This is a genomic window from Paenibacillus agricola (genome assembly GCF_011440305.1).
Lineage (GTDB): Bacteria > Bacillota > Bacilli > Paenibacillales > NBRC-103111 > Paenibacillus_S > Paenibacillus_S agricola.
On the sequence record NZ_JAAOIW010000015.1, the window covers coordinates 39,977 to 63,195 of the forward strand.

Consider the following 23,219-nt stretch of genomic DNA (forward strand, 5'->3'; position numbering starts at 1 on the left):
TCATCAGCTATGTCGCGGTTGCGCTCCCCCTTCTGTAATGCTATCCCCTTGAAATAACACCACATCGCCTTGCCCGATCATTGCTTCCATCGTTCCATGTCCTCCTATATGTAGCGAGTAAGTTTCTTTGAAAATGCTTTGATTATTATACCATATTATTAAAATGCTGGCGTTATCATAAAATGAATGCAACCATTAATTTAGTAGGATTGTAACATAATCGAAAAAAGGGAATTTCATCCTATTCCTAATATTCATTCTCTACATTATACTTAAAGGAAGGCTTTACCCATCTTGTTAATGAAGGGGGCGAATATGACGCATTTATTTCCCAAGCCTATCGGAGCTCATCATTCGCGAGAGCCTATCGGCGGACCCACCAAAAGGCATCAGCACAAGCAGCAGGCTGGCGGCGTTTCCAGCGCTATACCAGGGATTATGCGTCTGCAGGCGACAATCGGAAACCGGGCTGTCGGACAACTCATGAGAGCCGGTACCTTGAACGTTCCTTCGATCCAAACCGCGCAGCCTGATCTATCGATACAAATGATGCCGAAATTTAAGGACGAGCACGAAGCGATACTTTATTTTGAGGAATGGGAAACCGAATCTGCATTCGAAGAGCATTACAATGAAGTTAAACAATTGCTTCGGCTTTGCAGCCAACAGGGCTGGGAGGATTTACAGGAGCGCATTGAATACGCGCAAAGCCAGAGCGAAGCATTCGCACTTCGACAGTTCCGCGAATGGGATTTGTCGACTGACGCCCGTCTCCCAGAAGCGAAGAAGCTGCTGGCGCTGGCACAGGACAACGAATGGGACAATCTAGAGGATCTCGTCATCCATTATGTGCGCAAATCTGAGGATGCCCAGCCTCTTGTTCCGATCAAGCTTGCTAAGGAGCCGTTGCTGCAGATTCAAGAAGAATTTCTCGCTGAGTGGAAGGAACAGGCATCGATCCCTTATGAAGCTTTGCTGAAGCTGGTTATCCATGGCGGTAGAACCAAAGAAGAGCTGGCTTGGCTGCAAACCCTGCTGCGACTACCCATTCCGCCATTAAGTCTAGAGCAATTTGATCTCCTCACCGACTACAAAGCGGATTTGGAAGCCAATGTCCCTGCACTTAAACGAGTGGTGGATATTGTTTCTGTTACACCGGGCACGGAAGAAGCCAAGCAGCATATAGAGCTGGTAAAAGACTTCAATTATGATATTGAATTTGCCTTGGAGGCCATTACAGGTGCTTATGAGCACGCCGAGCATATCCGGGAATCGGAGCTTGCCTTGATTGCCAAAAGATTGCAAGCGGACAAGCAGCAAACGCTACAAGGAAATTATGATGCGGCGGTGAAAAGCCTCACCTCCAAGGAACGAAAGGATTTCGATAAAGGCTTGCGCAAAACCGAGCTGGAGCCTAAGGTGAGCAGCAAGCAGCAGGCGCTCTCTCAGGGTGCCCTCGAGCAAATTGAAGAGAAGGCCAAAGAAGCCGAGCAAAAGGTTATCTTGATGATTGGTCCTGAAGCCTATGAAAAACGGCGAAACGAATATGTCTCCTTTTTCCGCAAGATAAATTATCATCCTGTCGCAATTGCAGCGCTGGCTTTAAGCGGAAATCAGTTCGCATTCGCTGAAAAAATCGTTGAAAATGTTAGACAAGCTCCTAACCTGCAAGCGTTAATCGAAAACGAGAATATAACGAAGCAGGCTTATATGCTATGCCTGAAAGTGCTTAAAGCGACCGATTTGGGTGCGATTTTGAGCAAAATCGATAGCACCGAGCTGCTTATCTTCGCAGTTAACGAGAAGCGCCTTGGCTTGCTGAGCCAGTTACATACCGATAACGTCCCGAATGCACATATGAAACTGCTGGCCCAAAGCCTCGGCTCATTCAATAGCTATTGCGAGCCTGCGGTAATTAGCGATTTTTCCAGACTGCTCGTCCACTATGAACCTGCCGAGATTGCGAAGCTGATGCCAGTCACCCCAGGAGCGGATCATACAAAGCTGGCATTTCTGCTGACGCTTCAGCCCTATGCGGCATCTGCCGCCGACCTGACTGCATGCCTGGAGCTGACTTCGGAGTTGAGATGGAACCAGGCCACTGTGGCCACGAAAATAGCTTTGTTACCTGCCGGACAAACAGCCGCTCTTTTCAAGACACATATTTTCAACCAAAAGCTTGGGATTTTTATAAGAGACAATAAATTTGCCGAATGGATCAACACGCTGTTCGTTTTAATGAGGGATAATAACTATACCGTTACAACCACCAATGCCTATTTACTAAAAGGCGGCACCACCTATGAAAGAACCTGCAATATTTACGATGATACCGGCACATGGCTGAACGATTTTGTTGTCCACTATCATCCGGGGGCAAAAGCCGATGTCAAAAACCCTAACGGCTCCGGCGCGCATATCAAACCCCATCCCGGCAATGCACAGACGATTCGGATTGGCCTGGATTCTTTGAAAGGTAATCTGAAGGCTTCTATACCCTCGAACCGCCATTAGCGAAAAGGTCTCGATCTTCTATGGCCATCAGAGAATCGAGACCTTTTGCATATGAGCAAAAAAAGGAGATCCGCAGATCCCCCTTGTTCGCCTTCAGCTCATACATACGCATTAACATCATTGCCGCTAAGCCATATTTTCCCACATGGCTTGTGTGACTTCTGTCATTGTTTTCTCCTGCTTCATGCTGCGAACCATATCCTCCACAACACTCTGCATAAGCGCCAGATGACCTTCTACAGTTGCTCCCGCAACATGGGAGGATAACAAGACATTATCCAGCTTGGTCAGAGGGCTGTCCGCTGGTAAAGGCTCCTTCGTGAACACATCCAGTGCTGCAAAAAAACGCCCCTTTTGCAATTCTTCAATCAGTGCTTCCTCATCTACTACATCGGCACGCGAGGAATTGATTAGAATGGCCTTATCCGGAATCGAGCTGATCATCTCTTTAGTGATCATCTTGTAGGTTGCTGGCAGTTTAGGCGCATGGATCGAAATAATCGGGCATAACATGACCTCTTCCAGGCTCGCTTTCTTCACGTGAAGCTGGGCTGCCGCTTCATCCTTTAAATAGGGATCATATACCAGCACATTAACGTTAAAGGGAGCCAGCAGCTTGAGAAAAGCTCTTGCTGTAGAGCTGGCGGATACGATCCCGATCGTTTGTCCGGCAAGCTCTCTGCCTTTTAAAGAATCTATGCGCCAGTTGCCTTCCTTAACCTGCTTATCGAAGGTAGGCATGTAACGCAAGGATGACAATAATACAGTTAAGCAATATTCCGCTACGCTTTGGGCAATTCTTGGCGCTGCGGAGAAAATGCGGATCTCCTTGGCAAAAGCTGTCGGCGGGATACGCCCTTTCACGGTTCCAGCAGCATGCCCAATCATTCGCAGCTTGGGCGCCAGCTCCAGCAGCTCTTCGGTCATGACCGGAGATCCCCAGCTGGTTAATAAAGCTTCAGCTTGGGAGGTACGAAGCAGTTCGGCAAGCTCCTCCTGTGTATAATCCTTACCTTTTTCATTCCAGATCGGCTCGAAATGCTCCTTTAACAAGCTTACGCATTCCGCTGAGCAGACCTCGTCCATTCTTGACTGTGGCGGTAATATAAGTGCTTTGGGTTTTCCCATTGTCGTGCTCCTTCTTCTATTGATATATTAAGTCATAATCGCAAGCTGCTCCTCTTTTACTTCAAAGCGCAATGACTCCTCGTTATAAAAATGTTGCAGCTCCTGCACCATTAATGTGCCTATACGCAGCCTTGAATCGGGATTAACACCAGCCAAATGCGGTCTGGCTATCACATTGCTCATATTGCGGAACACGCTGTCTGCTGACAGCGGCTCCACCGTAAACACATCCAGCCCTGCGTAAAAACGCGCTTTCTTCAATTCTTCGATTAACGCTTCCTCATCAATCAAATCACCTCGTGCCGTATTGATTAGGATAGCACCATCGCGGATGAGCGATAGCTCCTCTTTACCAATCATCTGGAAGGTTTCCGGCACCTTCGGTGCATGTAGCGAAATGATATGCGATTGCGTTATTAAATCATGCAACGGCTTCAGCTCCACACCCAAATTACGGGCAGTTTCAGGATTCACAAAAGGATCAAAGCCCAAAAGCCTAACCCCAAATGGCTTTAGCAGTTGAATAACCTCACGGGCAACCATGCCAAGACCGACCAATCCCACTGTCCTTCCTCGTAGTTCGTAGGACTCATAAGCGGCGCTTTTGGGATGCCCCCCCGCTCCCATTACCCGATCTACTGGGATAATACGGTGGCCAAGCGCCAATATAAGCGCAAGCACGGATTCACTCACGGAAACACCAATCGCATAGTTACTGTTGAGTACACGGATACCCTTGCGATAGATTGCAGTAGTTGGCAGAATCGGTTTTACCGACCCTGCCATATGCGCGACCAGCTTGAGCTGGTCCGCATTTTTCAACACCTCATCTGTAATGGGCGCACTTCGCCAGGTCGTAATGACGGTATCCACACCTTGGATACGCGCTTTCAGCTCTTCCTCAGTAAAAGGACGATCATGCGGATTCCATTCCACTTCTCCTAATAGCTTGATCGCTTCCAGGCTTTCCGGGGTAAAAAAGAGCTCCACTTGATTATGCGGAATTTGCACTAAAATTTTACGCATCCTTGTAGGTTTCCTTCCTGATTTACTATTTCCATCCATGCTAGCTTGCTATTTCTTCACATTTTTGGCATCCAGCGCTTTTTGGTAAATCTCGATGTATTTCTTTAGGTTCATTTTTTCCAGCGTCGCAATATAGTTATCCCAGCCTTTGTCGATATCTTGGTCACCCGTTGTGAACAACGCAATATTGGATACTACAAAGTCATTAATCGTTTTGTCCAGATCAGCAAGCTGCTGGGACTCGGCTGGCGAGAAAAAGATGGGAGGCACGATTTCTTCAAGTTTTGGTTTATACGGATCATAATTTTTCTTCGTGATGTCATAGTACATTTTTTCTTTGTCTGGCAGCTTAAGAACGGCCTGGCCTGCATAGTAATCCTTGTCTGTCCGGTAATTCAACCCGTATTGCGCCCAGTTTTCATTTTGTACGCGGCCATAAGGAATTAACAGCCTGTAGCTTGCCGGAGCGCCATCGCGCCCTAGATCCCCTGGCTTTGCTTTTTCCCAAGAGGAGCCTTCAACACCAAAATTGGAATATAATGCTGCCTCAAATGTGTACATAGCATCCGCCCAGCGCATTGTAGCTTCCTGGTTTTTATTGGCATTGGTAATAATAAATTGGCCCTTACCATTTGAAACCTTGTCATAAGCTAACCAAGTTGCTTTTTGTACGCCGTTTGGTCCTTTAAGCGGTGCAATTGGTTGGTAATCCAGCCATCTTCCGCTTTTCCCTTCAACGATCGTAATATCTGAAGGCGAATGGGCAGGAATCGCGCCACCGATCGCAATATCCGGATTCTCAGCTATCGTTTTTAAGCCAGCCTTGTCTATAGTGAACGATTGGCGGTCTAGCAAACCATCCTTGTACAGCTTGTTCAGGTACTTCAAGCCTTCCTTCCATTCCGGTTTGTTATACGCAACATCGACTTTGCCATTGTTAACCGTCATTCGTTTAAATCCATCATCATAGATGAAAGAATTCATCAAAAACACATCAACCTGTGATTTGGTAGCCGTAGACCCTGCGCCGCCGATTAAAGCAATTTCATCTGCTTTACCGTTACCGTTCGGATCTTTTTCTTTAAAAGCTTTGAGCATATTGTAAAATTCATCAAGCGTAGTTGGCTCTTTTAAACCAAGCTTATCCAGCCAAGGCTTGTAAACGTACATTTTGAAGTCAAGTGAGCAATGGAAGCAATCATTAATATAAGGAAGCGTGTAAATTTTATTGCCTGGAGCTGTTACTGCGCTTTTCGCTTCTGGCATTTCGCTGAAAATCTTTTTCGTGTTTTCACCATACTTTTCAATTAAATCTGTCAACGATACAAATACACCTTGCTCGCCATAAATCATTTGCTGCTCAGGGGAGACATCCAAATTCATGATAACATCAGGGAGGCTGCCGCCTGCCAACAGCAGGTTCAACTGTTCTTTGGAGCTTTTTTCATCCAAAATTGTCCAATCCACATGCACATTGGTTTTTTCTTCCAGCCACTTTGTGTACCCATTCGTTTTCATATCTTCAACCAGGCTGCTGCCTTTAATAGCTACCTTTAATGTAATTTTATCCTTTACAATCGGGAATTGCCCGACAGGCGCTACATTCGAAGCCGTCGCACTTTCCTTAGCTGTACTTGGTGCTGCCGGCGCTGCCGTGTCTTTGGTGCAAGCGGACAATAGTAAAGAGCTACAGAAGAACGTGGTAAACAACATCATGCTCATTTTTTTCATACAGTCGACCTCCCTTTTCTTATCAAACGATATGACTGCGACCTTGCAGATCTACAAGCTATCCCCCATCCTTAACCCTTGATCGAACCAATCATCACCCCTTTAACAAAATGTCTTTGTACGAACGGATAAATCAACAACATCGGAGCCGTAGCTACAACAATTAATGAATATTTCAGCAAATCGGCCAGGCCCTGGCGGGCAACCAAATCCTCTTCGCTTGTTACCATGCTGGGGTCGATTTGATTCTGGATCAATATCGTTCGCAGAACCAATTGGATGGGATAAATGCTTCTTTCTTTTAAATAGAGCAACGCGCTGAAATATGAATTCCAGTGGCCAACTGCATAAAAAAGACCAAGAACCGCAATAATCGGGCCTGATAAAGGAAGCACAATCTTCCATAAAAACTTCCAGTCCGTGCAGCCGTCAACCTGTGCCGCTTCGAGCATTTCACTAGGTATCGTCGTTTGAAAGTAGGTTCTTGTAATAATGACATTAAAAACGCTTAATGCTGATGGCAAAATCATTGCCCAGCGCGTGTCCAAAATACCCAGATCCTTCACCAACAAATAGTTAGGGATAATCCCGCCGGAGAACATAATAGTAAATACGAAGATAAACATAATTGCATTGCGACCAACAAAATCCTTGCGTGATAACGGATAGGCTGCAATAATCGTCAAACCTACATTTAGGATCGTCCCCACGATTGTATAAAATAAAGAATTGCCAAATCCCGTCCAAATAGCCTTATATTCAAATACAGCCTTGTAACCCTTCAAGCCTGGTTCAACCGGCCATAGCCACACCCTTCCAGATATAACCGCATCCGTCGAGCTAAACGAAGCGCTTACAATATAGACAAGCGGGTATAAGACAATAAGAAAAAATATCGTGAGAATCGTGTAGTTTACAATATTGAATAACCTGTCAACGCCTGCTTCTTTAATTGTAGTATTCACTAGTCGCCCCTCCTGTCTACCACAGACTGCTCTGGCCCATTTTTTTAGCCAAGCGGTTAACGGCAAGAAGTAAAATAAGATTGATTATATTTTTAAATAAGCCGATCGCAGAAGAGTACGAGAAGTTAACTACCGTAGAAGCCAAGCCGACTTTATAAACGAACGTATCAATAATTTCGGAGGCCTGCAGATTTAATGGATTTTGCATCAGAAAAGCTTTTTCAAAACCGATCTCCAGCATTCTTCCAACTTCCAGAATAAGCAGGATCATGGCGATAGGCAATATGCCCGGCAGGTCAATATGCCACATTCTGCGAACTTTCGTCGCACCATCCACAACGGCTGCCTCATGCAGCGCAGGATCAATCCCCGCTAATGCGGCCAAATAAATAATACAGCTGAAGCCTACATTTTGCCACACGCCAGACCATACATAAATGCTTTTGAAATATTCAGATTGGCCCATCAAATTAATGGAGCCAAGCCCTAAAGCTCGCAGCATCTCACTAACGATCCCGATTCTAGGGTCAAGCACCTGGAAGATGATACCTACCATAACCACAACCGATATAAAATGCGGTGCGTATGTGACCATCTGCACCATTTTTTTGAATCTTTCGTGCATGATATAGTTCAGGCTTAACGCTAATATAATCGGGAAAGGAAAGCCAGCAGCAAGCTGGTAGAAGCTAAGACCAATGGTGTTCCCCATAATATTCCAAAACTCATACGAATCGAAGAAACGCGTAAAATTGTCAAACCCAATCCATGGACTGCCCCAAATGCCTTTGGTTGCAATAAAGTTTTTGAAAGCGATCTGTGCTCCATACATAGGAATATATTTAAAAATAATAATGTAAGCAAAAGGAAGCGCCATCAGTACATAAAGCTGCCAAACCTTAGCCATATCTTTAAGCAGCCTTCTGCTTTTTTTCTGCTCTTTCACCTTCGATACCTCATTTACGCTCAAGGCTTTCAAACTCATAGCCTCACCTCCTCCAGTTCACTGCCTTTTTCTTGGAGCAGAGCGGAATCTACGACTCCGCTCTGCTTCTATTATTTCCCGCTAAGCAATGCTTGAGCTAGGATCGTTTCTGCAATCTCCATCGTCTTTAACGCATCCTTAAAATTCGACGAAGGTTGTGTCCCGGCATGGAGACAATCGATAAACTCGCGGTGCTTCGCCAGAAAACCGCCATATTGGTAAAGCTCACTGCCTCCCGCCTCTTCGCGGGCATCATATTCCACGCCTGTTGTGTCGCCATCCGCGTATATATAGCCTTTCGTCTCATGCTCGGCCTCGACACAAATATTCGGTGCATGCATTTCTACAGAAAAGATTCTGCGCCCGCTCGACCAGCTATTGATTAAATATCCGGTCGCCCCGTTATCAAATTCAATTGTCGCTGAAATAAAATTAATATCTGGAACGCCTATACGTTTGGTTGTACTCTCAATCTTCACAACCTCGCCGCCGCACATCCAACGAATCGTATCAATGGAGTGGACGGTGTCATCCATCATCCGGTCACGTGCTCCTATAAATGGCTCAATTTCCGATTTATAAAATTTGCACACTGCGTGGGTAATCGGTCCTCGCTTCAGGCATTCCTCACGAAGCTTCGTAACCATGGGCGAGCTGCGCCGCTGGAAGCTCACCTGCGTAATGCAATTGTTTTTCTCAGCCATATATACCAAGGACCTGGCTTGATGGATCGTGATGCCAAGCGGCTTCTCAATATAAAGGTTAAGGCCCTCTTTCAGGCAATACATCCAAATATCATACATAATATGCGGCTGACCAATCGCGTACACGGCATTAGGCTTGGTTTCCTCCAGCATTTTTTTGTAATCGGAGAAACGGTTAGCAATCCCATATTTATCCGCAGTTTGCGCAAGCGATTCGGGATAAAGGTCGCAAATGCCTACGATTTCTACTTCTTCCTTCAATGAAGCCAAGGACGGATAATGGACGCTATTAGCCATTCTCCCTGCTCCAATAACTACCACTCTCAGCTTCGAGCTCATCTGTGCTTCCTCCTATTAGACGAATAATGATTTGGCATAAGCGATATCCTCTTTAATTAAGCGGTCTGTTTCTTCCGCATTCGTATATTCGGCACTTAAACAAATCACTCCGTTATACTCACGCTTCTGGAGATATGCTGCTGTACGCGGCCATGAAGCAAGCCCTTGCCGGCCGGAAGTGAAATATTGCTTCCATTTCGCTGACTCAGCCTCCGGTCCACTCAGAAGCTTATAAAATGCATTCTTGAAATTAACCATACATAGATCAGACCAGACAATATCAAGACCAAATTCAGGCTGCTGTCCAGCAAGCGCATCATGTGCAGTATCCCAAATCGCCCCAACATATTTAGGGTCATAAGGCTCCAGGAAGCTGCGCAGCCCCGCAGAATCAACTACATTGTTACCGTAGTGCTGCTGGCAGCCAACCATCACTCCATACTTTTCGCATAGCGGCAGCAGCTTATCAATTTGCTCTCGCGCCTTTTTCTCTGAAGCCAGATAGCCTTGCTCATGCGTAATGGCAGGCATAATCCGGATCATCGGAATTCCAGCCTCAGCGCAGCCGGCGAATACATTCTCTGTCGGTTCACTAGCCACACTGAATATTTTCAAGCCGTGGTCAGCAAATTGCTTCACCAATTGCGGAAGCTGGTCCGCGTTAGCCGGTTCTAATTGGTAGCCGTCTCGCAATGGAAATTCTATGCCGTCAAACCCCAGCTCACTAACAAAAGCTCCGAGCTCAAATACCGATTTTTGCTTCCAAGGTTTCGTGAAAAGAGAAAAGGATATAGATGAGGTTGTCATATCGTGCACTTCCTTTGTTTTTATTATGGCGAATGGGAATATGTTTAGTTAAACATCAGCTTCGATAAGATAACGCTTTCATTACCATGAAATCATTCTATCTCAGTAATGAATATTATGTCAATATTTAAATTAACTTTACAAAAAAATAACTACTTTGATGAATACACTTAAATAAAGCGTTTTCTTTTATCGATAATATCCACTATTAATGCATGTATGAACCTACGAAATAATCTTATGTCTACTTATGAACTTTAATAGATACGACTATTTAGTCGACTTTCATAGTAATCAGGATTGCTGCCAAGTTTTTCCCAAACAGGTTGTGTGATCTCATTAAGCCGATCGATAGCGCCAGATGTAAGCTCGTAAGTTGCACCTTGAACATTCAGATCCAGCTGTGCGATATTTCTGGAGCCCACAATTGTCGTGCATACCGCTTCATTGGCTACAGCCCAAGCGAGCGAAAGCACGATGGGATGGGTGCCAAGCTCGTCTGCCAGCTTGCGAATATCCCCAAGCGCCTGATTAATTTCCGCCTCTGCTCCCTCCTCACCATGGCGAGTGCCCTCGCCCCTGCTGTGGTGAAAATGGCGGGATCTTGCCTGCATCGGCCTAAGCTCGTCAATACGGGCATATTTGCCAGTGAGCAGCCCTTGCAGCAAGGGCATGTAGCCAATAACACCAATGCGGCTTTCTATGCAATATGGCAAAACACTTTCTTCAATAGCCCGCGACAATAAATTGTAGGCCATTTCATTGGCCACGACCTCAACGCCAGTCGCTTGTACTTCCTTCATCTGCTGCACACCGTGGTTGCTAATTCCGATATGGCGGATTTTACCTTCCTTTTGCAGCTCCCGAAGCGATTCGAATACCTCCTGCACCTGAGGTGGATTAGCGATTAACGCCTCATCCTGCGTAAAATGCTTAACCGAAAGCGGACTGATCGGCCAATGCAGCATGTATATATCAATATAATCGGTTTGCAGCCGCTTTAAGCTGGCTTCGCAATGCTGCCTCAACACGGAGGACTGAGTATTCGAGGTGCTGATTTTGCTGCCGATGATCGCTTCGTGGCGCCTTCCTTTCAAGGATATCCCCAGCGACAACTCGCTTGCTCCATCGTTATACACCTCTGCCGTATCGAAATAATTAACTCCCATATCGAGCGCTCGATGTACTACAGCATCAACGTCCTGCTGGTTTTGCTCGCCCCAGTAGCTGCCGCCCCCATACTGCCAGCAGCCCATTCCCAGCACGCCGACCTCCAGGCCCGATGAGCCTAATGTACGTTTTTTCATGACCGAACCACTCCTTTTTTCAGAATCAAATTGCCCTTAAAGGATCTATCACCTGTGGCTACAATCGCAAATGCTTGAAGAGCGCGGTCATAAAAGGAAAACCGTTCTTCAAACGCAAAGTCCGTGAAGGTACTCTCGTAGGGCTTGATTAATGTGCGATACGTCTCCCATACTTCAGGCGTCGGATCATTAGGAAGCAATGCCATCACAATAGCTGGGCCCTGGGTTGCATGGTCGAGCGGAAAAAGCGGGATAATCGCTTGCAGCAAATCCGGGATCGTATGTCCGTCACTGCGTATTAGCCGTTTGGCAAGCGAAGCTGCCGGAAAATTGCCATCCGCCAATATAATCTCATCACCATGCCCCATCTCCATCAATGTCTTTACCAGCTCAGGTGACAAAATCGCTGGAATTCCTCTTAGCATGTTTGATCCTCCTTCCCGTAAGTAACCGTTTCCAAATTATTTTAGCATCACCTTTGATTTATGTAAAGATTTAAATTATCTTAGTTCATTTCGTTGAGATTAGCTCTTTTTATGCTATAATGGGTAATGTCATCGTCGCCATATTTGTATAAATGAACTTATATACTATAGTTAGGGTGTTATTATGAGCCAACTTGAGCTAAAAGACCAAAAAGGAAGCAAGCTTAGTATTTTACAAACCTTGCGTGTTCACGGCAGTATGTCAAGGATTGACCTAACCCGCCTGACCGGACTAAGCCGCGCGACCATTTCGATCTCGATAGCTGAATTGATCGAATGTAACCTGGTTGGTGAAACCGATAATCGAATGTCTACTAAAGGCAGGCCTGCGACCGCATTGGAGCTAGTCCCTAATTCCAGAGTCATTATTGGGGCTGACCTTGATAACAAGACTTGGACCTTAGGGGCATTTGATCTGCTGGGCAATGTAGTCAAAACGATGAAAATTCCCGTATATACCTTTGAGCCTGAAGAAACCTTTAAAGCCCTGGCCAAAGAAATTGCCAGCTTCGTAGCAGGCTTGGACAAAGCCCCTATTCCTTTGCTGGGCTTGGGCGTTCCTGGCCTGGTCGACGCCGATCATCGGACGATTCGCAGCGCCGCTGACCTTGAATGGAACCAGGTGGATGTAGCCAGTATTATGGAAAGTGAAATTGGCTGGCCCACGGTCGTCGTTAACCGCCACCGCGCCCGCGGATTAACGGAGTGCCGTTATGGCGCAGGTGTCTCCTTTGACAATATGATCTATATTGGCGTAGGGATGGGTATTGCGGCAGGCTTGTACATAAACCGCCAGCTATTGTCGGGCTCGCTCGGTGGTGCCGGAGAAATCGGCCACACCACGATTGAGCCGTCAGGACCGCTTTGCCCTTGTGGCAACAACGGCTGCTTGCAAATGCTGTCGGCAGGTCCCGCCATCGAGCAGGAATTTCGCAAGCTGGTGCGTGCCTCCGAGCATGAGATCGTTTACCCGTACCAGAATGTGGACTTGCAATTTCTGAAGGTGCATGATGTGTGTGCCGCCGCCGAGGACCATGATGAGCTTGCCATTCAGGTCATTACGAAAGCAGGCTCTTATCTGGGCATCGCGATGGCTAACCTGTTGAATACATTCAACCCCGAGGCGATCATCCTGGGCGGGACGATCCCTAGCGCCAGCTCACTGTTTGTGGATATCGCCACTAAGGTCATGCGCCAGCGGGCAATGCGTCCCCTATCCGCTGATACCATTGTCAGAACCTCTGTATTTAAGGATATCGGCGGTGCGTTGGGCGCAGCAAATTTCGCCTTTGACAAAAATATGTCCATTGGTATTTTCAACTAATTGAGTGAATTGATGCAAATAATGTGACACATTAATGCAGATTTACAGTGTTGATCATAGTAACATAAATAGGCTTCGTAGGTCGATCACTAGGATCGACCTACGAAGCCTATTTCTACTTTTTACGTGCTGGCAATTTCCTGCGATTAAGCAAGCATTTTAATGCCCGCCAAAATAATCCCGATCAGAAATCCGCATATCGCACCATTAACGCGAATCCACTGCAGATCCCCACCAATTTTATCCTCCATGAGAACAATCAGCGTTTTATCATCAAACCGGTCAATATTTTCACGGATCAAAGCGCCTATCTTATGGTGGTTAGCTTCAATCCAACGTGCGATTTGCTCCCGCAGCCCACTTTCCAGCCGATCAAGCAACTCCACATTGCTGCAAACCTCGTCAACAAGGCGGGTTACGAGCGGAATTACATACACCTCAACATAATCCTCACGATGCACCCATTCCAATGCTTGTGCCTGCAAACGCTGAAGCAGCTCCAGCAGCTTCTCATCCAGCTTAAATTCATCCAGCATTTGCGATTTCCAACCATCCAGCTCCAAGGTAATCTTCTCCTGATTGGACGGATTGTCCAACCAATTGTGGATCGCCTTCATAACCGCCCGGCGGTTAGGGTTGCTATGCAGCCTCAAGCCCTCGATCCCATTAAGCATAAACTGCTGAATCAGGCTGCCCAGCTTCTCGTCATTGAAAAACCCGGCAAAAGCATTAAGCGCAAACTGCATCATACCGCCTGCATTAAGATTTTGCAGCGCTTGGGAAGCCATCGCTCCCATACGGTCACGAATCTCCGGCTTCATAATCAAATTCTCAGCCGTATCCAAGGCAAAATCGAAGGCCAGTTCATCGTAGCCTCTTGTGTATACCTGCTGCAACGCTTTTTGCAGCATTTCACGCAAATCGACCCCATCCACGATATTACGGATTTCCCGCTCTCCTATTGCCGCTAGCTTGTCCAACGGCAGCTGGCGAATCGCGTACTCACTAAGGGATACCATTCCCATTTTGGCTGATTCCGAGCCTAATTGCTCGGCTGCACCTCGCAGCAGCTTCTCCACGATCGGCACCTGCGCCAGCTTTTCGGTAATACTTTTTTTGCTGAGCAAATCATCCTGAATGGTTGATACCAAAGCACGTGACACTTTTTCACGATTTTTGGGCAAAAGCGCTGTATGCGGGATCGGAATACCCAAGGGATGGCGGAATAAGGCGGTCACCGCAAACCAATCGGCCAGCCCCCCTACAAGACCCGCTTCAAATCCACTTTGCAAAAAGCGAACCCAAGTGGACCCTTCAAAAAACAAAGTACCTACAAAGCCTACCGCCATGACTACAAGCGATACCGTAGCCGTATATCTGGAATTACTCGCCATTGTCATCTTCACCATCCTTAGAGTCTGTGGAGCAAACTAACTTCTTAGCATCACAACATTATACCATCAATGGACATACCAAGGAAAATAAGCCCAGCATCTATGCTGCCGGCGTCGACACCGTTGGCTCCACACCATATTTTTTAACCAATCTTTGACCGAATAAAGCAGCGAGAATTTGCTGAAAAAGCATGCCGGCAATAACCGGAATCGCAACCGGAGGAGGAAAAAAGCTAATAGCGAGTACGGCACCCGCACTTAGATTCCTCATCCCAGAGTTGATCGTAAGCGCTATCGTAACCTCGCGATCCCATTTCAACCAATGGGCAACCAGCCATCCGGCCACATAACCAACAACCGCAAGCACAAGCGCTACAATAAATATTTTTAATAGCTTGATATCAAAATTTTTCAAATAAGGGGCAACCACCGAGCTGTTAATCGCAACCACGACGAACAAGCCGATTTTGGAAAAGGGAGCAAGGTTAGGACCCCATTTGGTTTTGATTTTACCCTTCGTCCATTGATTCAGCGCCATCCCGATTAATGAAGGCAACACCACCATCCAAAGCAGCCCACCCATAATATCCAGAGGCTCCATATGCACCTTGGCCCCTACAATCCATGACAGGCTCAAGGGAACAATAAAAGGAGATATCATCGTATCCAGCAAAATCAAAGCTAAGGTCAACGCCAAATTACCGCGGTAAATCGTGACCCATACAAGGCTAACGACACCTGTTGGAATGACAAATAATAGGACAAGTCCGGTTTGGGTCAAATCATCCCCAGGGAAAAAGATCAGTCCTGCCGCCCAGCCTAGCAGAGGCATGACCAGATGCAAAATAAGCAGATTAACGACTATCGGCTGTGGATGCATCAATACTCGTTGCAAGTCGCGAAAATTAGAACCAATGCTGCCCGTAAAGGTCATTGCCGCAAAAATCCAAGGCACAATAAAGCTAAGATTATGCAGCCATACGGCACCAATCAAACCAACTACCACACCCGTCGGGGTTATAAACGGCATAAATTTTTCTAAAGCCTTATTCAAACGATTAATCATACTCAGCCCTCTTCTGAATTAAGATTAGGATTCGATCAGGAATCATCGTTTATTGTAGCATAACCTTGACAAGCAAAAACGATCTATTTTGTCAATTTTTATAAAATGCAAGCACAAAAAAGAGCAACTTTGTAAACAAGTCGCTTTTTTCCAATAAATTTGCAGCTAGGGGTAGCTAGACACAGCTACCCTTATGGGCTTATTCGCCACCTAAACCCTCACCAGAATAGGAGATAAGCGGCGAAATCTCGACGGGCTCTTGGAATTGATCCAAGGGAACACCTGCTTGTTGCAGCCAGCTTCGGTGCAGGTTATACATAAGCTGCCGCGCGGATTCCGGGCTGTCGATTCCCGTTTTGTTTTTGACTGGGGCAAATTCGCCTTCGCGCTTCATGCGGAGCACTGTAATCTCGCTAGCCCGAGGGAAATAATCGAAGATTAGCGTTTCGAATTTGTAGCCATCCGGCTGGTCGCTCTCTACCTCATGGCCCTGCTCATTTATGTGCTTGATTTTTTTGTGCGCCTTATGGTAGGGAAGGTCACTGCCAAGCTGTTGTTCAATCCAATCACGGCGAAATACATGGATCGAAATATTACCCAGCCCATAAACAAGCTTCCCTTGATCATCCCGCTTATGCATCAATGGCTCCGGTAAATCCGTATATTCAATAACAGCTGGCCGGTTCTTGTTCATGCAAATAATACCAACCTTCTCCTCAGGGCTTGCTTTATCCACAACTTTTGTAGCAATAGGATGATTGAAATGGGCCGCTACTCCAACAAATTTGGGATCAGCCACCTGGATCAACGCATTATCTACATTATAATAAAATAACCAATCCACTCCGCGGCGCTGCATATCTGCTAATGCACCCTCACGATGCAAAACGGCAAAGCATTCCCCATTGCCACTCGGAGCCAAGCTTATTTCATCCTTAGCCGCTAATAAAATACGACCAGCCCCATCAACAGCAGGCATAACCCCTTGCTTTACAAACATACAGCTTTTACGGTCATATCCAAAATAATTCGCTTCCAAGAAAAAACGCAGCGTTTCTATATGGTTATCTGGGCTTGTCATAATATACCACGGAATCGTACTTCCCGCCCGGCTAGAAAGGTTCATCAGCCGCTCAGCCTGCAGCTGAAAAAGCGATTTATGCGAGGGCAGACCGATATCAAATGTCCCTTTAGGCCCGCTATGACCGAGCCTGCTGCCTTGCCCGCCAGCTACAACAACCGCTCCTACCTTGCCGGTCTTAAGCAGCTGCCAGCCTTTTTCTTCGTAAAAGCGCTGCTCCTCTGGACTAAAAGCTTCCCAATCATAACCCTCAATCGGTGCTAAATCTGCGAATGGATCGACGGATAAATCGGTCGGGCTTGCTGTTGAATTCAGGGAGCTGCTCAGGCTTGCTGGAGCCTGCCCGAATGCTGAATGGGCTAAAGCAGCCTCAAGCTGCTCCCAATTCATAAGCCTAATTTGCTCCAGCAGCTTCTGCTGGGAAGACTCCGGCAGCTCCGCATAAAATCGCAATACATGCGTCTGGCGATGCTGGGCGAGAACCTCCAGAGCAGCCTCATAATTTACGTTCATTTGGGCTTCGATCCCATGGGCAGCAGCCCGATTAAATCTTCCATCGGAATTTCGGGGTCTGGGTATGACAATGACAGCTTTTTGAGCGCATCTACCAGAAGGCCGAGCACGACATAGTCCCGATACCACCGATTGTTAGCTGGCACCAAATGCCATGGGGCTTCCTTCGAATTACAGTTTGTAAAGACACCCTCATAAGCCTTTTGATAAGCATCCCAATAGTTACGCTCCAAAAGATCGCTCGGATCAAATTTCCACTTTTTCGCCGGGTTATGAAGCCGCTCTTCGATTTTTTGAATTTGAAAATCCTTCGAGATGTGCAAAAATATTTTCAATATAATCGTATCATGGTCAGCCAAAAGCTTTTCAAAGCTTTTAATATGTTTAAAACGTTTTTCTGCTTCCTCATCATCAATCTGGTTATGTACACGGGTAATGAGCACATCTTCATAATAAGAGCGGTTAAACGCCGTTATAAATCCACGCTCGGGCGTCTCCTTGTGGGCGCGCCATAAGAAGTCATGTGCAGATTCCTCGATAGTCGGTTTTTTAAAGGAGTTGACCTTGAAGCCCTGCGGGTTGACCCCGGACAGTACTTTTTTAATAACACCGTCCTTGCCGCTGCAATCCATACCTTGAAAAATGATCAGCAAGGAATGTTTTTTTTCGGCAAATAACATGTCCTGCAGCTCCGTCAATTCTTCCTTAAGCTTGGCATAATGCTCAGCGACCTCATCCTTATCTTTGAACGAAGCCGTATCATCCGGGTCGAACTGGCTGAGCTTAATCTTTTTATCACGGGGCAGCTTATAGTTTCGGGACATATCTTCATCACTCCAATTTTATTGTATGAGATGCTCTAGCTTGTAGAAATGCAGTGCATTATGCCCAAAAATCGCGGCACTCTCGGCTTCTGTCAAGCCCTCCGGTAACGCTGCTTCCAAAATTTTCACGACTTGCCCATAGCTTGCTGCAAGCAGGCAAACAGGCCAATCACTGCCGAACATCACGCGGTTTGTCCCAAAGGCCTCCACCATATGGCGGACATAAGGGATAAAATCCTCAACGGCCCAGCCGTTGTGGTCAGCCTCAGTGACCATGCCCGATAGCTTGCAATAGATCCCTGGATAGGAGGCAAGTTCTTGTAGCTGCGATGCCCATGGCTCCCATTGTCCCTTTGCGATATCAGGCTTGGCGATATGGTCAATAACGCCACGAAGCGTTGGCACCTCACGCAATAGCTGCTGCACCGATGAAAGCTGGCCGGCATGCATTAGCAGATCAACCGAAAAATTTTCGTCAGCCAAAAATTGTAACGCTTCCAATGAAGCTGGACGCAAAACATCGTCTGCATTTTTCATGCTCTGGATCATCACACGGATACCCACCAAGCCTGGCTGGGCAAGCAAATGCCGGTATTGCTCCCGGTAATCGCTGCGCTCAAGATCCATCCAGCCTACCACGCCGGCTATCGACTCATTGTCTTTAGCTAGTCCAAGCATAAACTCGGTGTCCTGCAAAGTCGGGGCAGCTTGCACCACGATGGTCTTGTCGATTTTACTCTCTTGCAGGTGCGTTTTCAAATCCAACGGCAAATAGTCACGGTGAAGCACCTCTTTACCTTGTGTCCAACCGTAATCTCCCCTGGCTATTTGCCAGAAATGCTGATGTGAATCCACTCTCATTTTTGCAGCCTCCATTTTTCATAGACTTCCTTTGGAACCATTTTACAATAGTTTTGAGCATTTGGCACATTCAGTCATTTTTTTCATCATTAGGTGTTTTAAATAAATCGGAATGGGTTAATAAGGTGTAACGAAGAACTACGGTAAAACGAGAAAGTAAGATTACCCGAAAATGCCTTTAAAATGTAGCCAAATTTTAATGTTATTTTAATAAACGTAATATATACTATTATTATATCCAACTATTAGGCGGGTGAGCGAAATGAAATTGTTTATAACAGTCCAAAATAAAACAGTTCCTGTATACTCTGATGAGAAGAACAAAAAGAAACTCAACCTTTTGGTATCCGCTTTGGAATCGAAGGTAGTTAAAGGTAAAAGAGCGATTAAAAAATGTCTGGATTCTTTGATCAGCATTGAAATCGTTGGATGCGAAGCCATTCTCCATTCCTACAATGAAACTGATTCATTGGCTTTATCGCTATACTAGAATAGACTCCTATGCGCGGTAAAGCTTTCATGCCCTACCAGCACTATACATATTTGATACACAAAGAAGCTGCATATGCGGCTTTTTTTGCCATGAGCTTTAGTTTAAATATCCTCCCTAAAACAGCTTATTACTTCTCCTAACATCGCTTATTTTCATATTGTGTCCATAAGCGTTATGATAGATTTCAGAATGAACCCTATGGAGTGATGTTATGGCACTATTGCCTATTAATACTGTTCTTCCTCAACTAATGAAGGCCTTACATACCCATACAGGTGTTGTGCTGGTTGCTCCGCCAGGCGCAGGCAAAACCACCCGAATTCCACTGGCATTGCTGGAGGATGAGCTATTCGCAAACCAGAGGATCCTCATGCTGGAGCCGCGACGTTTGGCTGCTAGGACAGCAGCGAGATTCATGGCGGCCGCTTTAGGGGAGCAGGTCGGCGAAACGGTCGGCTATCGGGTACGGCTGGATACCCGGGTCGGGCCCAAGACGCGAATAGAGGTGATCACGGAGGGCGTGCTCACCCGCATGCTCCAGCATGATCCTGGGCTGGAGGGTGTCGGCATTGTGATCTTCGATGAATTCCATGAGCGCAACCTCCATGCCGATCTTGGCTTGGCTTTATGCCTGCAAGCGCAGGCTTTGCTTCGGGATGACCTGCGGATTCTTGTCATGTCCGCAACCCTCGACGCGCAAGCGGTCGCTAAGCTGATGGGCCAAGCACCAGTCATTATAAGCGACGGGCAAAGCTACGAGGTAGCTACCCACTATCTCGAACGCCAAATTGAGGCACGACTCGGTGCGGCTACATCTGTTGCGCGCATTGAAGCGGCTGTAGTGCGAAGCATTTCCGATGCGCTTGACAAGCATGAAGAAGGGGATGTGCTCGTTTTTCTTCCCGGAACGGGTGAAATTCGGCGTGTCGAATCACGGCTAAAAGCGATGAAGCTGGGCTCCTCTGTACAAATCATGCCGCTATATGGCTCCTTGCCGCAAGAAAGCCAGGATAAAGCCATTGCGCCCGCAGTACCTGGAATCCGCAAAATTGTGCTGACCACCTCCATTGCGGAGTCGAGCCTGACGGTTGGTGGCATTCGCATCGTGATCGACAGCGGACTCAGCCGCGTCCCCCGCTTCTCGCCGCGGACCGGCATGGCACGGCTGGAAACCGTGCAGGTATCGCTGGCCTCGGCAGACCAGCGCCGAGGGCGTGCTGGACGGCTCGGTCCCGGCACCTGCTATCGGCTATGGACGGAAGCGGAGCATAAGCTTCTCGTCCCACTAAGCAGGCCGGAAATCGCTGAGGCTGATCTCGCTCCCTTGGCACTCGAACTGGCAGCTTGGGGCGTAGCCGACCCGCTTGAGCTGCAATGGCTGGACCCGCCGCCCCAGGCGGCCTTCTCGCAAGCGCGCTCCCTGCTCGTCCAGCTAGGCGCGTTGCATGCGGATGGATCGATTACGGCAGCTGGGCGCCAGATGGCTGGCCTTGGCATGCATCCGCGCCTGGCGCATATGGTGCTGAGCGCCATCCCGCTTGGCTTGGGGGAATTGGCCTGCGAGCTGGCCGCAATGCTCAATGAGCGCGATATCCTCAAGGGAGATCCGGCAACACCCAATGCCGACCTGCGGCTTCGCTTGGAGGCGTTGCATATGGCGATGAGATCTGGATTCGAGTACAGTTCGGGGGATTTCGGGCGTGTTGAGCATGGTGCAATGCCCCGGCTCCAGCACAATACGAAGGAATCCGAGCTGGGCTCAGCGATGAAAGCTCCTCTTTACCATGAAGGATTCAGTGTTGACCTAGCCGCCTGCAAACGTATATGGACGGAAGCGAAGCAATGGAAAAAGGAGCTTCAGTTAACCCGTCCCTACAATACCGAGGATGTGTTTGCCTGCGGTCTGTTGTTAGCCTTTGCATTCCCTGACCGCATTGGGCAGCGCAGAGCGCAGGGAAGCTTCCGCTTAAGCAATGGGCGCGGAGCAACGTTCGCACAGATGCAGCCGCTATCGGCGGCGGCTTATTTGGTGGCCGCTGAGCTCGATGACCAAGGCACAGACAGCCGGGTTTACCTTGCTGCTCCCATTGACATAGAGGAGGTGGAACGCCACTTCCACAGCAGTATTGAGCAGCAGAAGGTGACGGCCTGGGATGAATCCGTCCAGGCCGTGCGCTCGCGCACCTATGTCCGCTTAGGTGCGCTCCTGCTCAAGGATATGGCGAATCATTCGCCCCATCCTGATGAAGTTCTAGCTGCGCTGCTGAACGGGATCAGCGAGCAAGGCTGGGCGACGATGCTGCCCTGGAGCAAGGCAGCGAATCAATTGCGCGAGCGGCTCCGCTTCATGCATCGGCATGATGCCGAGTGGCCCGACGTTTCCGATGAGGCTCTCACCGAATCGCTGGGCCACTGGCTCGCGCCGCATCTGCACGGCATGAAAAGCCGCGGCGACCTGCAGCGGCTGAATGTCGTGGATGTGCTGGAGTCGCTGCTCAGCTGGGAGCAGCGACGCATGCTCAACGAGTGGGCTCCCACCCACATCACCGTCCCAAGCGGCTCGCGGATTGCCATTGACTACAGCGACTGCGAGGCCCCGACGCTTGCGGTAAGGCTGCAGGAGCTGTTTGGGCTGAAGCAAACGCCGCGGATTGCCCGGGAGCGAGTTCCGCTGCTGCTGCATTTACTGTCGCCTGCCCAACGCCCCGTCCAGGTTACAAGCGATCTGGCAAGCTTCTGGAGCAACACCTACTTCGAGGTCAAGAAAGACCTCAAAGGGCGTTACCCGAAGCATTATTGGCCAGACGACCCGCTCGTTGCGATGCCCACTAGCCGGGTTCGTCCCAAGAACATTCAATAATCGTTATCCAGTGCGAAACAAAAAAACAGCTCTGTCGCATTCAAGCGCCAGAGCTTTACTTATTTGACCCAACTTCCGTATCAATCCTATGTATTTCTAATCCAAAGGAGTCTCAATTACTACTTTATTTGCCTATTCCGTATTCCTTACTCCCAAGGAAACTTCGTAATCAAAAAATGGGCGAACTTTTTGCTTTCCTCGCGACGGTACTTGCGCATCTCCGCACGTTTGAAGCCTGTTTCATGAAGCTGGCGCTCCTCCTCGGTTTCGGGGACAACTGCGGGAACCTTGACGGTTTTCCGATTGCTGTCCATTGCCACAAAGGTCAGGAACGAAGTCGCGGCAATTGCGCGTTCGCCGGTTTTCAAATCCTCGGTCACTACCTTGACGAACACCTCCATCGAGCTTGTTCCTGTCCAAGTGACGAATGACTCCAAGGATACAGCATCACTCGGGTTGATCGGCAGCAAAAAATCGACCGAATCCGTCGAAGCTGTAACGACCGAGCAACGACAGTGCTTGGATGCCGCAATGGATGCAATATCATCGATATAGGCCATCAATTTGCCGCCGAACAGCGTGTTATTGTTATTGACATCAACCGGAAATACCCGTGATGTTTTGTAAGACCTTGACTCTTTTACAAATCGTTGCTGCTCCATAGATGGGCTCCTTTGCATATAAACTTTACATATCATATCATATCTTCTCGAATTCGGCCTACTACTTACATTAAACCCCCACAAGCTTTTGAGGTAGGTCCAGGGACTATTAACTCGTGCAGCTTTTTCATTACAAATAAACATGGTAAA

19 protein-coding genes are annotated in these 23,219 nt (G+C 47.7%); 4 read left to right on the forward strand and 15 right to left on the reverse strand.

What is annotated here, in order from left to right:
* The first annotated feature begins 315 nt into the window (after positions 1 to 315).
* Positions 316 to 2,514, forward strand: coding sequence for a hypothetical protein (locus G9U52_RS29585; protein WP_166154469.1), 2,199 nt, complete (start codon positions 316 to 318; stop codon positions 2,512 to 2,514).
* 126 nt (positions 2,515 to 2,640) lie between these two features.
* On the opposite strand, the gene G9U52_RS29590 is transcribed toward G9U52_RS29585, so the two are convergent.
* From G9U52_RS29590 to G9U52_RS29630, 9 genes are all read right to left on the reverse strand, one after another.
* Positions 2,641 to 3,642, reverse strand: coding sequence for a hydroxyacid dehydrogenase (locus G9U52_RS29590; RefSeq protein ID WP_166154471.1), 1,002 nt, complete (start codon positions 3,640 to 3,642; stop codon positions 2,641 to 2,643).
* A gap of 27 nt (positions 3,643 to 3,669) precedes the next feature.
* Positions 3,670 to 4,668: a hydroxyacid dehydrogenase gene (locus G9U52_RS29595; RefSeq protein WP_166154473.1), complete on the reverse strand. Its 999-nt coding sequence runs from the start codon at positions 4,666 to 4,668 to the stop codon at positions 3,670 to 3,672.
* A gap of 48 nt (positions 4,669 to 4,716) precedes the next feature.
* Positions 4,717 to 6,399: an ABC transporter substrate-binding protein gene (locus G9U52_RS29600; protein WP_166154475.1), complete on the reverse strand. Its 1,683-nt coding sequence runs from the start codon at positions 6,397 to 6,399 to the stop codon at positions 4,717 to 4,719.
* A gap of 71 nt (positions 6,400 to 6,470) precedes the next feature.
* Positions 6,471 to 7,364, reverse strand: a complete 894-nt coding sequence (locus tag G9U52_RS29605; RefSeq protein WP_166154476.1) for a carbohydrate ABC transporter permease — start codon at positions 7,362 to 7,364, stop codon at positions 6,471 to 6,473.
* Positions 7,365 to 7,380: 16 nt separating this feature from the next.
* On the reverse strand, positions 7,381 to 8,349 hold the full coding sequence (locus G9U52_RS29610) for an ABC transporter permease (RefSeq protein WP_166154478.1): 969 nt from the start codon (positions 8,347 to 8,349) through the stop codon (positions 7,381 to 7,383).
* A 71-nt stretch (positions 8,350 to 8,420) separates the two neighbouring features.
* Positions 8,421 to 9,392 (reverse strand): Gfo/Idh/MocA family protein, encoded by a 972-nt coding sequence (locus G9U52_RS29615; protein ID WP_166154480.1) that lies wholly within the window; start codon positions 9,390 to 9,392, stop codon positions 8,421 to 8,423.
* 15 nt (positions 9,393 to 9,407) lie between these two features.
* Positions 9,408 to 10,199, reverse strand: a complete 792-nt coding sequence (locus G9U52_RS29620; RefSeq protein WP_166154482.1) for a sugar phosphate isomerase/epimerase family protein — start codon at positions 10,197 to 10,199, stop codon at positions 9,408 to 9,410.
* A gap of 257 nt (positions 10,200 to 10,456) precedes the next feature.
* Positions 10,457 to 11,506 (reverse strand): aldo/keto reductase, encoded by a 1,050-nt coding sequence (locus tag G9U52_RS29625; protein WP_166154484.1) that lies wholly within the window; start codon positions 11,504 to 11,506, stop codon positions 10,457 to 10,459.
* Positions 11,503 to 11,931, reverse strand: a complete 429-nt coding sequence (locus G9U52_RS29630) for an RbsD/FucU family protein (RefSeq protein ID WP_166154486.1) — start codon at positions 11,929 to 11,931, stop codon at positions 11,503 to 11,505. The genes G9U52_RS29625 and G9U52_RS29630 overlap by 4 nt, the downstream gene beginning before the upstream one ends.
* Positions 11,932 to 12,115: 184 nt before the next feature.
* Between G9U52_RS29630 and G9U52_RS29635 the strand changes: the two genes are divergently transcribed.
* The gene (locus tag G9U52_RS29635; protein WP_207953298.1) at positions 12,116 to 13,315 is read left to right on the forward strand and encodes an ROK family transcriptional regulator; all 1,200 of its coding nucleotides are present in this window, start codon (positions 12,116 to 12,118) and stop codon (positions 13,313 to 13,315) included.
* Positions 13,316 to 13,461: 146 nt separating this feature from the next.
* Here the strand turns inward: G9U52_RS29635 and G9U52_RS29640 are convergent, their stop codons facing one another.
* The 5 genes from G9U52_RS29640 to G9U52_RS29660 all read right to left on the reverse strand — a co-directional run bounded on the left by G9U52_RS29640 (position 13,462) and on the right by G9U52_RS29660 (position 19,054).
* Positions 13,462 to 14,715, reverse strand: a complete 1,254-nt coding sequence (locus tag G9U52_RS29640; protein WP_166154488.1) for a DUF445 domain-containing protein — start codon at positions 14,713 to 14,715, stop codon at positions 13,462 to 13,464.
* A gap of 94 nt (positions 14,716 to 14,809) precedes the next feature.
* Entirely contained in the window at positions 14,810 to 15,775 is a 966-nt protein-coding gene (locus tag G9U52_RS29645; protein WP_166154490.1) for a bile acid:sodium symporter family protein, read from the reverse strand.
* 199 nt (positions 15,776 to 15,974) lie between these two features.
* Positions 15,975 to 17,369, reverse strand: coding sequence for a UTP--glucose-1-phosphate uridylyltransferase (locus tag G9U52_RS29650; protein ID WP_166154492.1), 1,395 nt, complete (start codon positions 17,367 to 17,369; stop codon positions 15,975 to 15,977).
* Positions 17,366 to 18,193 (reverse strand): PPK2 family polyphosphate kinase, encoded by an 828-nt coding sequence (locus G9U52_RS29655; protein ID WP_166154494.1) that lies wholly within the window; start codon positions 18,191 to 18,193, stop codon positions 17,366 to 17,368. Before G9U52_RS29655 ends, G9U52_RS29650 begins: the two co-directional genes overlap by 4 nt.
* Before the next feature lie 18 nt (positions 18,194 to 18,211).
* On the reverse strand, positions 18,212 to 19,054 hold the full coding sequence (locus G9U52_RS29660; protein WP_166154496.1) for an amidohydrolase family protein: 843 nt from the start codon (positions 19,052 to 19,054) through the stop codon (positions 18,212 to 18,214).
* A 262-nt stretch (positions 19,055 to 19,316) separates the two neighbouring features.
* Between G9U52_RS29660 and G9U52_RS29665 the strand changes: the two genes are divergently transcribed.
* A complete protein-coding gene (locus G9U52_RS29665; protein ID WP_091169112.1) occupies positions 19,317 to 19,544 on the forward strand; it encodes a 3-dehydroquinate dehydratase in 228 nt (75 codons plus the stop codon).
* A gap of 214 nt (positions 19,545 to 19,758) precedes the next feature.
* The gene (gene hrpB, locus G9U52_RS29670; protein ID WP_166154498.1) at positions 19,759 to 22,407 is read left to right on the forward strand and encodes an ATP-dependent helicase HrpB; all 2,649 of its coding nucleotides are present in this window, start codon (positions 19,759 to 19,761) and stop codon (positions 22,405 to 22,407) included.
* Between the two features lie 146 nt (positions 22,408 to 22,553).
* Here the strand turns inward: hrpB and G9U52_RS29675 are convergent, their stop codons facing one another.
* The gene (locus tag G9U52_RS29675; protein ID WP_166154500.1) at positions 22,554 to 23,069 is read right to left on the reverse strand and encodes an acyl-CoA thioesterase; all 516 of its coding nucleotides are present in this window, start codon (positions 23,067 to 23,069) and stop codon (positions 22,554 to 22,556) included.
* Positions 23,070 to 23,219: the final 150 nt, after the last annotated feature.